This window comes from Corynebacterium sp. HMSC05E07 (assembly GCF_001807225.1).
GTDB classification, from domain to species: domain Bacteria; phylum Actinomycetota; class Actinomycetes; order Mycobacteriales; family Mycobacteriaceae; genus Corynebacterium; species Corynebacterium singulare.
On the sequence record NZ_KV788281.1, the window covers coordinates 23,028 to 37,779 of the forward strand.

The following is a 14,752-nucleotide window of genomic DNA, read 5'->3' on the forward strand; positions in this document are numbered from 1 at the left end:
CTACCAGCGGGAGGTCAGGGTGCCGATGCTGGCCAGTGCCACCATGCTTGCCGACGCCGTCCTCAGCACCTCCGGCCCCAACTTAATCGCCGTGGCACCAGCCGCGGTGAGCTGGGCGAGTTCCTCCTCGCCGATTCCGCCCTCAGGCCCCACGAGCAGGTAGATCGTCTCGGAGGCGTCGAGGTCATCGAGGTCTTTAAGCCGCACCGTGGCGTCCTCGTGGAGGACGAGCGCGCCTGCGCCGGCGATCTCCTCACACAGCTGGCGCGTGGTCAACGGCCCGCGCACTGCAGGGATGCGCGTGCGGCGCGATTGCTTCGCCGCCGCCACAGCCGCAGATGCCCATTTGCCCAGCGCCTTCGGAGCCTTTTTACCGTCCCACTTGGACACGCAGCGATCCGCCTGCCACGCAATGATCTCATCCGCACCAGCCTGGGTAGCCAGATCGACTGCGAGCTCGGCGCGCTCGGACTTAGGGATGGCCTGGACCACGACGACGCGTGGGGACGGTTCAGGGGTGGTTGCGATGTCGTCGACAAGCGCGGCGAGCGTGTCCTTGCCCTGCACGTCCGTAATGGTGGCAGTGACGCGGAGCCCGGACCCATCGATCAGGACCAGGTGCTCCCCTGGTCCCATGCGCTTGACGGTGACCGCGTGGCGGCCCTCCGCGCCGTCGAGGCCGACGGGCTGACCGACCTCGACGAGGGAGAGATCCGGATGAAGGAAGACGGGCAGAGACATCAGCGGCGGAACTTGCCTCGGAGGCGGGTAAAGAGGGATTCACCCTGGTTGTCGCCCGCGCGGTGGACCTGGGTGCCGCTGTGGCCGGCGGCACGGACCTTCTCAAGTGCCTCGCGGGTCTTCTTGTCCAGGTCGGTCGGGATAACGACATCCACGTGGGCATGCAGGTTGCCAAAACCATCTGTGCGCAGGCGCGGCATGCCCTTGCCCTGAAGGGTGATGGACTCGCCCGGCTGGGTGCCCGGCTTGATATCGAGGGTGAGCTCCTCGCCGTCGAGCTGCTCAACGGTGCACGAGGAACCCAGCGCGGCATCCACCATCGGCACGCGGACGGTTAAGTGCAGGTCATCGGCATTGCGCTCGAAGACCGGGTGCGGCTCGGTGTGCACCTCCACGTAGAGGTCGCCCGCGGGGCCGCCGCCGTGGCCGACCTCGCCCTGGGAAGCCATGCGGATACGCATGCCATCACCGATGCCGGCCGGAATGGTGACCGTAATATCGCGGCGCTTACGCACGCGGCCATCGCCACCACAGTGTCCACACGGATCGGTGACAACCTCGCCGTAGCCGTAGCACTTCGGGCAATCGCGGGTGGTCATCATGTTGCCCAGCATGCTGCGCTGAACTTCCTGAACCTGGCCCATGCCGCCGCAGTGATCACAGGTAACCGGCTTGGCCTTGGACTCCGAGCCCGTGCCCTCGCAGCGGTCACACAGCACGGCGGTATCCACCTTGACCTGCTGCTTGACGCCGCTATAAGCCTCTTCCAGCGTGATCGTGGTGCGCAGGAGAGCGTCATCGCCCGGCTGCACGCGGGAACGTGGGCCGCGGGAGGCACCACCGCCGCCAAAGAACTCGGCAAAGAGGTCACCCAAGCCGCCACCGCCGAAGCCGCCAAAGCCACCGCCGCCTTGGGCAGCACGGTCCTCCATGGGGTCACCGCCCATGTCAACAATCTGGCGTTTCTGCGGATCGAGGAGAACCTCCTGGGCCACGGAGGCCTCGCGGAACTTCTCCGCGGCCTCCTCATCGCCCGGGTTCACGTCCGGGTGGTACTTGCGGGCCAGCTTGCGGTAGGCCTTCTTAATTTCGGCGTCAGAAGCCGACTTATCTACACCAAGAATGCCGTAGTAGTCACGAGCCACGTACTGTCATCCTTTTCTATTTCTCGTTGCTATCTCAGTAATTCAGTCCGGCAGGCAAGCTTACTCGCCCGCGAGGATTTCACTCACATAACGTGCAACGGCAGACACCTTGGCGATTGTTCCCGAATAGTCCATATAAGTCGGCCCCACCACGCCGAGCCCACCGAGCGCTGCTGCCTGGGCCCCTGTGCCGAAGCCATAGCGTGTTGCCACGACAGAGGTTTGGCGCAGCTCATCGGCTTCGTTCTCGTCGCCGATGGATACAGAGACATTGCCCAAGTCGGGCACGCGGGCGAGCAGTTTGAGCACGACGACCTGCTCCTCAAGGGCCTCGATGATGGAGGGCAAGCCCTCCGGCAGCGCCACGCGGGTAAGGTTGGAGGTGCCGGCCATGATCAAGCGATCGGAGGGCTGCTCCACCAGGGTCTCGATAAGGGTGGTGGCCGCTTTGAGGACGTGAGGGCGGATGTCGGCCGGGGAGGCGTCGACAAGCGCGGCGAGCTCCACCGAGGCATCCGTGAGCGTCTTGCCCTCCAGAGTGGTGTTGAGGATGTCGCGCAGGCGGTGGGTCTGCTCCGGGTCAATGACATCCTCGAGCTCCACATTGCGCTGATCGACGCGCCCATTATCCGTAATGAGCACCAGCAACAGGCGCACCGGTGACAGCGCGACGACCTCGCAGTGCTTGACGCGCGAAACCTTGAGGTTTGGCATCTGCACGACTGCCGCCTGCTTGGTCACCTGGGCGAGCAGCTGCACGGAACGGCGCAGCACATCTTCTAAGTCCACCCCTCCTTCGAGGAAGGTGAGCATAGCGCGTCGCTCGGGCGCGGACAGAGGCTTGACATCATGGAGCGTATCGACAAACTGGCGGTAGCCCTTCTGCGTGGGCACGCGCCCGGAGCTGGCATGTTCCTGAGCAATGAGCCCTTCGGCTTCGAGCACGGCCATGTCGTTGCGGATGGTCGCCGAGGACACGCCGAGCTGGTAGCGCTCGAGCAGGGCCTTCGATCCCACGGGCGACTGGGAGGCGATGTAGTCCGCGACGATGGCACGCAGGACTTCTTGGCGGCGGGCATCGGTGGAGCTGGACATGTCTCTAAGGTTATCCGTTCTGGCGGAATGGTGGTGGAAGCAGTGCCAATCCGCCGCGGTGTTCAGGCAGGCCGCCAGCGATGCCAGATGGTCTCTCTACTGTGGTCCCCTTAGTCTGGTCCCTTATCGGCGTAAAGGGACCATTTCGGGGCCCATTTCCCGGTCTATATGGTCTCTTTTCGCTGCACAGGGACCAAAATAAAAGGACCAGACTAGAGGGACCTTTTACAACGAAGCACTGTAAGAGAGCTGCCGAGCAGGTCTGAGGCACCTACTCATGACAGCACAAGCTAGCGAGCGCGGTCCTCAGCGACGAGGAGGTCGGTGATGATGCCATCCGCCAGCAGGCGACCGGCCTTGGTCACGCGCAGGCGGTCACCGGCGCGCTCGAGCAGGCCGCGCTCAATGAACCGCGCGGCTACGGGCTCGGCAGCCGAGGCGAGCCAAGAAGCGGGGATACCTTCGCGCAGCCGCAAGCCCAGCATGATGCGCTCGGTGTCGCGGTCCGCCTCGCTGAGCTGCTCGCGCTCCTTAATCGGGAGCTGGCCCTCCCCCACAGCCCTGATGTAGGTTCGCGGGTTCTTGACGTTGAAGAAGCGCTCGTTGCCCAGGTGCGAATGTGCACCCGGGCCAGCACCCCACCAGTTGCCGTCAACCCAGTAGATACGGTTGTGCTCACACTCGCCGCCGGGCTTGGCCCAGTTAGAGACCTCGTACCACTTGAAACCTTCCGCTTCGAGGGTGGAAGAAATCATCTCATAACGCCTGGCCAGCACGTCCTCATCTGGGGCTGGCAACAAACCCTTCGATACCTTGCGTGCCATGCGGGTGCCATCCTCCACGATGAGCGAGTAGGCGCTGATGTGGTCCACGCCGGTGTCCAAAGCGCGCTCGAGGGTGAGGGCCACGTCGGAGTCCTTCTCCGTTGGCGTGCCATAAATCATGTCCAGGTTGACATGCTCGAAGCCCGCAGCAAGAGCCTCACGCGCGGCATCGAAAGCTCGCCCCGGGGTGTGCGCGCGGTCCAAAACGGCAAGCACGCTTGCCGACGCGGACTGCATGCCCAACGAGATGCGGGTAAATCCGGCGTCGAGAAGCCCTGCGAAATACTCCGGCGAGGTCGATTCCGGGTTGGACTCCGTGGTGACCTCCGCGCCTGGGGCAAGGCCGAAAGTGGTGCGAACCTTCGACAACACGCGGCCAAGGCCGTCCGCGCCAAGCAGGCTCGGCGTTCCACCGCCGATAAAAACGGTTTCAGCTTCGCGGCCAACCTGCGCGGCGGCCATCTCAAGCTCCCTCTCCAACGCGTCGAGATAATCGCTGGTCAGATCCCCTCCGAGCTCACCTGGGGTGTACGTGTTGAAGTCGCAGTAGCCGCAGCGTGAGGCGCAGAAGGGAACGTGAATGTAAAGACCGAAGGGATCCATGGGGAACAAAATAACCGACTCGCCCGTTGAAGCGGTAGTCTATAGTGCAGATTTGCCACCCCGATTCTTAAAGAAAGGCCCCCTGTACGTGGAACCTCCGAGTCGATGTCCCCGCCGCCTACCTAAGGCGGTGGGGTAAGCCGTGTTATCTGCAATCCTGATGATTCTGGCGGGTTTCGTCGTCATCGGCCTGATTATCGTGGCCAACGCCTATTTTGTGGCACAGGAATTCGCCTTCATGTCGGTCGACCGCACCCAGCTGCGCCAGCGCGCGGCCGAGGGTGACAAACCTGCGGAGCGTGCCCTCGGCATCACGCAGAAGACATCCTTTATGCTCTCCGGCGCGCAGCTGGGAATCACGATTACGGGCCTGCTCATTGGTTATGTGGCCGAGCCACTCGTGGGCCAGGGCTTGGGCAAGCTCCTCGGTGATGTTGGCGTACCGGTGGGCGTGTCCGTCGCGGTAGGTACCGTGACGGCGCTGGCCGTATCGACGGTGCTCACCATGCTCTTTGCTGAGCTCTTCCCCAAGAACTACACCATCGCGGCCCCCATGAAGTCCGCGCTGTGGCTCTCCGCGTCGACGATGTGGTACCTGCGCATCTTCGGCTGGCTCATTCACTTCTTTGAGTATTCGTCCAACGCCATTCTCAAGGTGTTCGGCATCGAGCCGGTAGAGGATGTCGATTCATCCGCCACCACCGATGACCTGGAGTCCATCGTGGATGCCTCCCACGAAGCCGGTGACCTGGACGAGGACACGTACCTCGTACTCGATCGTCTGCTGCACTTCCCCGAGCACGATGTGGAACACGCCATGATTCCGCGTTCGCGCGTGGATGTCATCGAGCCGGAAACCACGTTGGGTGAGGTTCGGGAGATGATGTCGGAGAATCACACGCGCTACCCCATCATCGATGATGAGCACAATCCCATCGGTGTAGTCCACCTCTATGATGTGCTCGGCACCGAGCTTCCTCCGGCGACGCCGGCCCGCGAAATCATGAAGGAACCCGTGGTGGTGCCGGAGCTCATGCCGCTTCCCGACGTCGTCACAGAGCTTCGCGACGCTGACGAGAAACTCGCCTGCGTCATCGACGAGTACGGCGGCTTCGTCGGCATCGTGACCATGGAAGACTTGGCCGAGGAGATCCTCGGCGATGTCACCGACGAGCACGACCTCGAAGAGACCGAGGAAATCACCGAGCAGGACGAGACGCACTGGATCGTCGACGGTGACACACCCATCGACGAAATCGAGCGCGCCATCGGCCACGATTTGCCGGAGGGCGATTTCGAGACCGTCGCCGGCCTGCTCATCGCGCACTCCGGCGCGCTGCCAGAGGAAGGCGAGCTGCATTCCATTGAGCTCGAGGCCGAACCGGACGATTGGGTCGATGGTGATGAGGCGCCCACGCGTACGCTCAACGTGCGTGTTGAGGAAGTCGACCGCCATGTGCCCTCCGTTCTGGCTCTGGAACTCGTCGAGGAATTCCCGGAAGAGGAGGATGACTAATGACTGACACGTGGTGGTTCAACCTCATCATTACCCTGCTCATCATCGCGGCCTCCGGGTTCTTCGTGATCGTCGAGTTCTCCCTCATGGGCGCTCGCCGCAACCGCTTGGAGGAGACCGCGGAATCTTCTTCCGCCTCGCGCGCGGGCCTGCGCTCCCTCAACGAGCTGACCATCATGCTCGCCGGCGCCCAGCTGGGCATCACCGCAGCCACATTCGTCCTTGGTGCCGTGACCAAGCCGTGGGTCCATCACCTGCTTATGGCCCCGTTGGAGGCTCTCGGCCTGCCGCTGGGTATTGCTGATGTCATCTCCTTCCTCCTCGCCCTTTTCATCGTGACCTTCCTGCACTTGGTCATCGGTGAGATGGCGCCGAAGTCCTGGGCTATTGCCCACCCGGAGACGGCCCTGCAGCTCATCGCTGTGCCCGCCCGCGGTTTCATCTGGCTCTTCCGACCGTTGCTCATCTGGATCAACTCCATGGCGAACAAGCTGGTTCGCATGACCGGTGAGGAGCCCGTGGACCGCGCCGGTGCCGCCGGCTATGACGCGGAAACCCTGCGCCACTTAGTGGAGCACTCGCGCCTGACGGGCACGCTTGATGATGACTCCGCGAACCAAATCACCGGCGTCATCGAGCTGGAGGCCTCCACCGCGGCTCAGCTCGCCCGCGAGCACGGCTCTGAGATTCTGCCGCTGTCCTCCGATTCCACCGTGGCCGAGCTACATGACCTGGTGGTGCGCAAGTCCATCATGCGCGTGCTGGTCTATCCTCGCGCCTCACGCATCCCGCGCATCGTCCACGTGCGTGACACCCTGCTCGCGGATCCGGAGACCCCGGTGCTGGACTTTTCCCGCCCCGCACTGGCAGTTAGCTCCTCCTCCACCGTGCAGAAGACTCTGGATCAGATGCGTGCACGCAATGAACAGCTCGTCATGGTGGGCAAGCCCACCAAGGACAAGACGGTGTGGATTCTGACCTGGGACGACATCATGGGCCAGCTGTGGCCGCAGATTACGGAGCAGCTGGATCAAGCCGCCCCGGCCGCGAAGAATCCGGGGGTCTAAAGCCGCCGGCAATAAAGAAGAGCGCCACCGAGAGAGGGAATCTCGGTGGCGCTTTCCTTTGTCCTTGTGTGTTGGCAACAAGGAAGTCTGTGGTACGGCTGCTACGCGGTCGTGGCAGCCTTCTTCTGACGCTTGGCGCGGACACGGGCGACGACGGCGTCGATACGCGCACGCTCCTCCAGGAAGGGTGGCGGGTTGTGGCCGCGCATAGTGCGCACGAAAGCGGGGTGCGCCTCGACCACGGTGTGGCGCCACGCCTGCATTGCGATGAGGGAGGATTCACCCGCGCGCTTGTACAGGTTCGGCAGGGAAATAACATCGAGGTTGCGGGCCACGGCGTCGGTTTGCGCCAGCACGTACTCGACCAGCTCGCGCAGGTAGGCTGCTACAGCTGCGGTGCGGCCGCGCAGGGTTTCGGCAAGCTCCGACACCACGACGGGTGGGCCGGAGATGGGCAGGCCTTCAGCGAGCGCGCGGGCGGTGAGCTGCGCGGGCTCCTCGACGTCATTATCGCCGGAGGATGCCGCCGATATGGTGCCGGATTTTAGTCCCGACACGAGCGCGTGGCGCAGGCCGATGAGCTCGCCGACGCAGCGTCCGGAATCAACGCGGGCATCCTCGACGATGTCTCCCAGTTCAGCCAAGCAATCGAGGGCGAGTTCTTCGTCCCAGTCCTCGATAGCCTCGATGAGGTGCTCAATGTAATCAACGACTTCATCGCCGATGTTATAGATTTCTTGGGTCAGCTCACGGTGGCGCAGCTCGGCTGCGATTTTGTGCATAGGCTGCCCTTTCCGCGAGAACCTCTAGTTGAGGTTTAGAGTTTTTCTGACCCCGCTGACTCTATTAGAGATCCCCGCGTCGAACCGCGCGACACTCCGAAGAAATTCACAGACTCCGCCCAGCGACACTTGCCATCGGGCGGAGTCTGAGTCACTGGGCCCGCGTCAGTTGGCTCGCGATCTGGAGATTATTTCTTGCCGGCGTAGAGGCGCTCGATGTCGGCCGCATAGCGCTGCGCCACGACGTAACGCTTGACCTTCATGGTCGGGGTGAGCTCATTGCTTTCCTCGGTGAGGTCCTGGTCCAGAATGACGAACTTCTTGATACCTTCCGCGTGGGACACCGTGGCGTTAACCTGGTTGATGGCGTCCTGGATGTCCGCGCGTAGGCCCGGATCGGCGGAGACCTCACGGATGCCCTTGGCCGCGGAGATGTTGCGCTCGGCCTTCCAGCGCTTGAGCGCGTCCTCGTCGAGAGTCAGCAGCACACCGACGAAGGGCTTACCGTCACCGACCACCATGGCCTGGGAAATCAGCGGGTGGGAACGCAGGATATCCTCCATTGGACCGGGCGAGACATTCTTGCCGCCCGCGGTCACGATGAGGTCCTTCTTGCGTCCGGTGATGACGAGCTTGCCATCTTCATCAATCTCACCAAGGTCACCGGTGTTGTACCAGCCATCACTCAGAGCTTCCTCGGTGGCCTCCGGGTTCTGCCAGTAGCCCTTGAAGACGACGCCACCCTTAATCATGATCTCACCGTCATCGTTGATGCGCAGCGTTGTGCCACCCAGCGGCGGACCGACGGTACCGATGGACTGATCCACAAAGTCCACGGCGGCAGCCGCGGCGGTCTCAGTGAGACCATAGCCCTCATAGATGGTCACGCCGATACCGCGGTACCAATGCAGAAGTTCCTGGGAAATGGCCGAACCGCCGGAAATGCAGTACTTCACCTCGCCGCCCATGGCCTCACGGATTGCTCCGTAAACAAGCTTGTCAAAGGCCTTGTGCTTGGCCTTGAGGAAGCGGTCAGGACCCTCCGGAGTGTCGAGCGCCTTGGAATACTCGATGGCTACCTTTTCCGCGCGATCGAAGATGGCGCCCTTGAACGCGGAGGAGCCATGCGCCTTGGCGGAAGCGCCGTTGCGCACCTTTTCAAACACGCGCGGCACGCCCAGAATCAGGTTCGGACGAGAGCGCGCGAACTCAATGGTGATGGTGCCGAAGTCTGCCCAGTGGTTCTGGGATGCACCACCAATGGTGACCGCAAGGGACACCGCGCGGCTAAAGACGTGCGCCAGCGGCAGGAAGGTCAGCACGTGGGAACCCGGTACGGCGATGGCGCCGATCGGGTTGGTGAGCAGGCCACGGGCCTCCGCCAGCCAGTTGCGGTGGGTAAGCATGCAGCCCTTCGGCCGGCCGGTGGTGCCGGAGGTGTAGACCAGCGAGGCCACGTCATCGGTAGCGGTGGCCTCAATGCGTTCGTTCACTGCGGCGTCATCAAGCTCGCGGCCCTCAAACTTCAGGGTGTCAATGGCAGAAGAGTTAATCTCCAAGATGCGGCGCAGCTGGGAAGGTGAACCGTGCAGCTGCGGTGTACCGTCCTCACGCAGCTTGAGGTGCTTGACCAGCTCAGAGTGCTCGCGCGTCTCCGTAATCGCCAGGACAGCGCCGGAATCTTCCACAATCCACTGAACCTGGGAGAGCGAGGAGGATGGGTAGACCGGAACGGAAATCGCGCCGGCAGCCCAGATAGCGTAATCCAGCAGGGACCACTCATAACGCGTCGTCGAGATCAAAGCAACGCGGTCGCCCTGCTCCACGCCGAGGGCAATGAGGCCTTTCGCCACCGCGTAGACCTCCTCGACGAATTCCTTTGCGGTAACGTTGACCCACTCGTAGTTCGCCGGACGGGTAAACATTACGCCATGTGGGCGGGCCTTTGCCGTGGCCATCATGGCCGTCAGGCAGGTCTCCCCTTCATCAATCTGGAACTGAGCTTTGGTATGTGCCTCATTTAAAGTCACAGTTGTGTCCTTTCCCACAAAAACTAAATTCCAGCCCACTCTACCAACCGGATTTATCACGTGCGTGCGGAGGGCGTGGCACAATTGGGCGATGTGACTACCCGTGATCTGCTTCAAGAGCTCGCCCAGCGCCACGGAGTGGCCTGCGAGTACACCGCCCAGAACGGACAGCCTGTGTACGTCAGCGAGGAAACTATTACCTATACGCTGCGCGCACTTGGCGTCTCTATCTCTGACCGACCTGACGATGAAGAATTAACACAGGCCCTCTTTGAGGACTACCTGGATCGCGCTTCCCGCCCATTGCCACCGTGCGTCGTGGCGCGCGAAGGCGCAGAAAAATCCTTCACTGTCCACGTCCACGATGGTGATCCCGTCACCGTCACCATTGAGTTAGAGAATGGCGAGACGCGTCCGACATACCAGGACCACAACGACGCCCCGCCTGCCGACGTCTCCGGGATCATCTGGGGCGAGGCCTCCTTCCACGTTCCTGGAGACTTGCCGTTGGGCTTCCACACCCTGAAGCTATCCTCTCCGGGCATTGGCGAGTATGAATGCCCGCTCATCGTCGTGCCGAACCACCTGAGCACAGCGGATCGCTTCCTCGAGCAGCCCGCAGCGGGTGCGATGGCGCAGCTGTACTCAGTGCGCTCCGACAAGTCCTGGGGTATGGGTGATTTCGGCGACCTGGCCGAGCTTACAGAGATTCTCGCTCCGCACTATGACTTCCTCCTTATTAACCCGTTGCATGCAGGTGAACCGCTCCCGCCAGTGGAGGATTCTCCGTACCTGCCCACCACCCGCCGTTTCATCAACCCCATTTACATCCGCGTCGAGGATGTTCCGGAGCTCAAGCTCCTGAGCCCAGAGCTGCAGGATGATGTGGCCGAGCTGGCTTCCGAGTTCCGCGAGCGCAACCGCTCCGCAGAGGAGATTGACCGCGACTCCATCTTCGAGGCCAAGCTGCAGGTACTGCAAGAGCTCTTCAACCAAGAGATGACGCCGGAGCGCCGTGCGGCCTTTGGTGAATACCAGCGCCGCGAGGGCCGCGGCCTGCGCAACTTTGCCCTGTGGTGCGCTGAGACCGAGTTGGAGCGCCACAGCGGCCGCCGCCACGCACTTGACCTCGATGTCTCCGATTTGGCGGAGTTCTACTCGTGGTTGCAATTCCTCTGCGATGAGCAGCTGGACGCCGCTCAGCGCCGCGCGCTCAATGCTGGGATGTCCATTGGCCTTATCACGGACATGGCTGTGGGCATCCACCCCAGCGGCGCCGATGCGGTCAACCTTTCGGAATACCTTGCGCCGCAGTGCTCGGTAGGTGCACCGCCGGATGATTACAACCAGCAGGGCCAGGATTGGTCACAGCCGCCGTGGCACCCGGTGCGTTTGGCAGAGTCCGGCTACCTCCCGTGGCGGAACCTGCTGCGCACCATGCTGGGCAACGCGGGTGGTCTGCGCGTGGACCACGTTCTCGGTCTGTTCCGCCTGTACTGGATTCCGCGCCACTCCAGCCCGCTCAACGGCACGTACGTGAACTATGACTGGGAAGCCATGCTGGGGATCTTGGCGCTCGAGGCCGAGCGCGCTGGTGCGGTCCTCGTGGGCGAGGACCTGGGCACCCTCGAGCCCTGGGTTCAGACTGCTCTGCAGGACATGGGCGTGCTAGGCACCACCATCATCTGGTTTGAACATGCCGATGATGGCCCCACTCCGCGCCCTCAGGATCAGTACCGCCAGATGGCGATGTCCTCCGTGGGTACGCACGATCTGCCGCCGACTTTGGCCTACCTGCGTGGCGACCACATCGCCTTGCGCGCACGCTTGGGTCTGTTGACCACCGCAGTCGCAGATGAAATGGAGCAAGACCGCGATTGGCAGGAAAAGGTCAAGGACAATCTGCAGGCCTACGGCATGTTGGACAATCGTGAGAACGAAGAGGACTTCCTCGTCGCCCTCCACAAGTACGTCGCCGGCACGCCGTCCGCGCTGACTATCACTAATGTCGTGGACATGGTCGGTGACGTGCGCGCGCAGAACCTTCCGGGAACGACGAAGGACCAGTACCCCAACTGGTGCATTCCGCTGTGCAACACCGCCGGTGAGCCGGTGCTGCTGGAAGATCTGCCGAAGCAGGAGCTTTTCCAGCGCCTAGCCCAAGTGTCAACGCGGTCGAGCTAAGACGCGGCTGAGGGCGGGCCGACTAGACCAGCAGACCCGCTACTGCCACAACAACGATGAGCGCGATCATCAACCACAGGGTCACGCTCACTCGGGATTTGGGGAGGGCCCGCTTACGCTGGGGCTGCTCTGGGCGCTCGGGGTCCCAGAGCCCTTCACGGTGATCATCGGGAGTCATGCTCACCCATCCTAGTCACGGCCTCCACGCGGGAGTACACGCGGTCAATAACCCACATGAGAAGCCACCCCATAATCGTCGCGGCCGGCACGGCGGTGACGGCAAGCACCGCCATTTGCGCCCACACTGGCGCTTGCACAAGCCATTCCATGCCCTCAGGGTAGCCTGTTGGACATGAGCAGCGCACCTCTCGACATCACCTGCCCCGCAGGCACCATCACCGGCTACCTCACGGACGATGTGGCCCACTTCCATTCCATTGAGTACTCCCACATCCCAGGAGATTTCGCGGATCCTGAGCCCGCTGCCCGCCGCGATCAGGATGCGCGCACACCGCATCCGGAAAAGATCGCGCTCACCATCACCGCACCATCCGAGCCGCTCATCACTGGCGAACGCCATGCATCTTCGCTGGCACCGGTGCTGGTCTATGTCCACGGCGGGCGCTACGAGCACGGCTCCCACGAGGACCGCCGCGCAGAAGGCACGCCGACCGCGCAGGCGGGCATTGTGCACGTGCAGCTGGGCTACCGCGTGGGACTGCCGGGCCTGGCACGTTTCCGCGATGATGAACCCAACCGCTACCGCGCCATTGAGGACCTGCAGATGGGCCTGGAATGGATCCAGCGCAATATTGAATCCTTTGGCGGTGACCCCACCAACGTCACCCTTCTGGGCCAGTCCGCCGGAGCCAATGCCGTGCTGTGGCTGACCCGGCGCGATCACTACCGTGGCGCCTTCCGCCGTGGTGTTGCGCTGTCCCCCGGTTTCCCGCGCGAGAGCTTTGAGGAGCGCAAGGCCACGCTGCGTCAGGTAATGAAGAAGCCCATTACGCGCTCCTCCCTGGCTGCGATGAGCCAGGAGGAGCTCGACGCCGGTTATAAAAAGTTCCGCAGGAAGTACAACTTGGACATGGCGCTCGGCCCGACGCCCATGGTGTGCTCGCAGCTTGCCCAGGTCCCCCTCATCCTCGGAAGCACCCGCGACGAGTTCTATAACATCCCCGCCACCCAGAAAATTGACCGCTCTCCCTTCCGCGGGATTGCTTTGCGGTACTTGGCACCGCGTTTGGGTTTCCCGCGCAATGGCTTCAAGCCGTGGTATCAGGTGGCACGGTTCCTGGATAAGGATCGACCGTCTGGCCGCATGGTGGGTGATGCCATCATCCGCCGGTGGACGGCGGAGGTGGCAGAAAAGGCGCCGGGTGAGACGTGGATGGTGGAATTCACGCGCTCCTCCGGCCCGGCGCTGCATTGCGAGGAGCTACGCCCGCTCTTCGGCCGAACCGAGCTGGCCGCGTGGCTGCAGGAGTACGTGCGCACTGGCGATCCTGGTTTCGAGTCCTACCGCCCCGAGCATGCCGTGTGGGAGTACAACCTGGACAATGGAGAACACCGCGTGGCGCACTCCAGCTTGGATTACATTTCCGCGGCGTTCGCCAAGGACGGCGCTCTGCTTTAGCGCAGGAGCGCCTCGCGCAGGGGCACGTGAGCAAGCTCCTCGATCATCCACGGGCTAAACGCGAAAGGCGTAGCCTGTGCGGCGGCGAGGACATCGCCAGCAGGAGCCCACGCGTAGGAATCGACCTCATCCGGATTTAGCGTCGGTTCGTCGGTGGTCTCAAAGAGGTAGACCGGGCAAAACTCATGTTCCACCACCCCAGAGGAATCCTCTGCACGGTAGGAAAAGTCCGGCAACACCAGCTCTGGGGTGCCGGTGAGGCCGAGTTCGAAGTGGGCACGGCGCACGACGGCGTCACCAGTTGCCTCGCCGGGACCTGGGTGCCCGCAAAAGGAGTTGGTCCACACGCCGGGCCACGTCAGCTTGGACAAGGCGCGGCGGGTGAGCAAAATCGTGCCCTCGCGCACGACCCACGCGGAGAACGCAAAATGAAGCGGGGTATCCGCGGTGTGCACAGCGGCCTTGTCCGCCGTGCCGATAGCTTCTCCTTCAGGTGAGGCCAGTACGACGAGTTCCGTCATAGGTTAAGGTCTCCTACAAAGCGCACATTGCCAATGGTAAAGCGCGCATTCCACAGGTTGCCGGCGGCAACGTTATAGACATACTGAAGGTTGGTCGAAGCCCCTGCGCCCAGCGGGTGGTCCAATCCCGGCGCGGGCAGCGACACATTGACCTCAGGGTCATAAGGAACCGGATCAACCGCGGCCCACCCGCCGTTGCCATCGGCACGCTCCAGGGTGGGTTCCGCGAGGGCGTCGGCAGGCAGCGGCAGCTCCCCCAGGTTGTGAATCTTCACGGTCAGCACGGTGCCGCCCCCGCCGGCGTACAGTCCCTGCAGCTCATATTCCACGTTGAGGCCCTCGTCCTTGGCGGGCTCTGCCAGGTTGTCGGTCACCTCGCGGACATCGACGTCTTTAGCCTCAAACGTTGGCGGCTCCGAGCTGGAGACCACGATGTTGTCCTGCGGGCCCGCGTCCGGCGGTTGGAGGATGCTGCAGCCCGACAAGGCCACCAAGCACAGCGGGACGCACGCTAGGGGGAGGTAGTTCTTCACCGCGAATCCTTTTCCATCACGACTACGGTTTCTCCCCTACCTTAGTCCACGGGTTGGATATTCCTATTAAGG

The 14,752-nt window shown here is 62.7% G+C and carries 14 protein-coding genes; 4 read left to right on the forward strand and 10 right to left on the reverse strand.

Annotated features, from left to right (window positions below; genetic code table 11):
• The 4 genes from HMPREF3149_RS12545 to hemW form a co-directional block, all read right to left on the reverse strand.
• Entirely contained in the window at positions 1 to 741 is a 741-nt protein-coding gene (locus tag HMPREF3149_RS12545) for a 16S rRNA (uracil(1498)-N(3))-methyltransferase (RefSeq protein ID WP_070538572.1), read from the reverse strand.
• On the reverse strand, positions 741 to 1,886 hold the full coding sequence (dnaJ, locus tag HMPREF3149_RS12550) for a molecular chaperone DnaJ (RefSeq protein ID WP_070538574.1): 1,146 nt from the start codon (positions 1,884 to 1,886) through the stop codon (positions 741 to 743). The genes HMPREF3149_RS12545 and dnaJ overlap by 1 nt, the downstream gene beginning before the upstream one ends.
• A 60-nt stretch (positions 1,887 to 1,946) precedes the next feature.
• Complete coding sequence (gene hrcA, locus HMPREF3149_RS12555; RefSeq protein ID WP_070538575.1) at positions 1,947 to 2,981, reverse strand: heat-inducible transcriptional repressor HrcA; 1,035 nt, start codon at positions 2,979 to 2,981, stop codon at positions 1,947 to 1,949.
• A 290-nt stretch (positions 2,982 to 3,271) separates the two neighbouring features.
• Positions 3,272 to 4,408, reverse strand: coding sequence for a radical SAM family heme chaperone HemW (gene hemW, locus HMPREF3149_RS12560; RefSeq protein WP_070538577.1), 1,137 nt, complete (start codon positions 4,406 to 4,408; stop codon positions 3,272 to 3,274).
• Positions 4,409 to 4,550: 142 nt separating this feature from the next.
• Here hemW and HMPREF3149_RS12565 point away from each other — a divergent pair, with 142 nt between their 5' ends.
• Positions 4,551 to 5,924 (forward strand): hemolysin family protein, encoded by a 1,374-nt coding sequence (locus HMPREF3149_RS12565; protein WP_070538579.1) that lies wholly within the window; start codon positions 4,551 to 4,553, stop codon positions 5,922 to 5,924.
• The gene (locus tag HMPREF3149_RS12570; protein WP_042531869.1) at positions 5,924 to 6,991 is read left to right on the forward strand and encodes a CNNM domain-containing protein; all 1,068 of its coding nucleotides are present in this window, start codon (positions 5,924 to 5,926) and stop codon (positions 6,989 to 6,991) included. The genes HMPREF3149_RS12565 and HMPREF3149_RS12570 overlap by 1 nt, the downstream gene beginning before the upstream one ends.
• A gap of 101 nt (positions 6,992 to 7,092) precedes the next feature.
• On the opposite strand, the gene HMPREF3149_RS12575 is transcribed toward HMPREF3149_RS12570, so the two are convergent.
• Together HMPREF3149_RS12575 and HMPREF3149_RS12580 are read right to left on the reverse strand one after the other, a co-directional pair.
• On the reverse strand, positions 7,093 to 7,773 hold the full coding sequence (locus HMPREF3149_RS12575; RefSeq protein ID WP_042531872.1) for a hypothetical protein: 681 nt from the start codon (positions 7,771 to 7,773) through the stop codon (positions 7,093 to 7,095).
• Positions 7,774 to 7,961: 188 nt separating this feature from the next.
• Entirely contained in the window at positions 7,962 to 9,803 is a 1,842-nt protein-coding gene (locus HMPREF3149_RS12580; RefSeq protein ID WP_070538581.1) for an AMP-dependent synthetase/ligase, read from the reverse strand.
• A gap of 93 nt (positions 9,804 to 9,896) precedes the next feature.
• Here HMPREF3149_RS12580 and malQ point away from each other — a divergent pair, with 93 nt between their 5' ends.
• Positions 9,897 to 11,987, forward strand: coding sequence for a 4-alpha-glucanotransferase (gene malQ / locus HMPREF3149_RS12585; protein ID WP_246820015.1), 2,091 nt, complete (start codon positions 9,897 to 9,899; stop codon positions 11,985 to 11,987).
• 22 nt (positions 11,988 to 12,009) lie between these two features.
• On the opposite strand, the gene HMPREF3149_RS13710 is transcribed toward malQ, so the two are convergent.
• A complete protein-coding gene (locus HMPREF3149_RS13710; protein ID WP_168162220.1) occupies positions 12,010 to 12,165 on the reverse strand; it encodes a hypothetical protein in 156 nt (51 codons plus the stop codon).
• On the reverse strand, positions 12,152 to 12,316 hold the full coding sequence (locus HMPREF3149_RS13715; RefSeq protein ID WP_168162221.1) for a hypothetical protein: 165 nt from the start codon (positions 12,314 to 12,316) through the stop codon (positions 12,152 to 12,154). The genes HMPREF3149_RS13710 and HMPREF3149_RS13715 overlap by 14 nt, the downstream gene beginning before the upstream one ends.
• 23 nt (positions 12,317 to 12,339) lie before the next feature.
• On the opposite strand from HMPREF3149_RS13715, the gene HMPREF3149_RS12590 reads away from it, so the two are divergent.
• Positions 12,340 to 13,626, forward strand: a complete 1,287-nt coding sequence (locus tag HMPREF3149_RS12590; RefSeq protein WP_070538583.1) for a carboxylesterase family protein — start codon at positions 12,340 to 12,342, stop codon at positions 13,624 to 13,626.
• Here HMPREF3149_RS12590 and idi read toward each other — a convergent pair.
• Both idi and HMPREF3149_RS12600 read right to left on the reverse strand, forming a co-directional pair.
• Complete coding sequence (gene idi / locus HMPREF3149_RS12595) at positions 13,623 to 14,147, reverse strand: isopentenyl-diphosphate Delta-isomerase (RefSeq protein ID WP_042531878.1); 525 nt, start codon at positions 14,145 to 14,147, stop codon at positions 13,623 to 13,625. The genes HMPREF3149_RS12590 and idi overlap by 4 nt on opposite strands.
• On the reverse strand, positions 14,144 to 14,680 hold the full coding sequence (locus tag HMPREF3149_RS12600; RefSeq protein WP_042531880.1) for a polysaccharide biosynthesis/export family protein: 537 nt from the start codon (positions 14,678 to 14,680) through the stop codon (positions 14,144 to 14,146). Before HMPREF3149_RS12600 ends, idi begins: the two co-directional genes overlap by 4 nt.
• Positions 14,681 to 14,752: the final 72 nt, after the last annotated feature.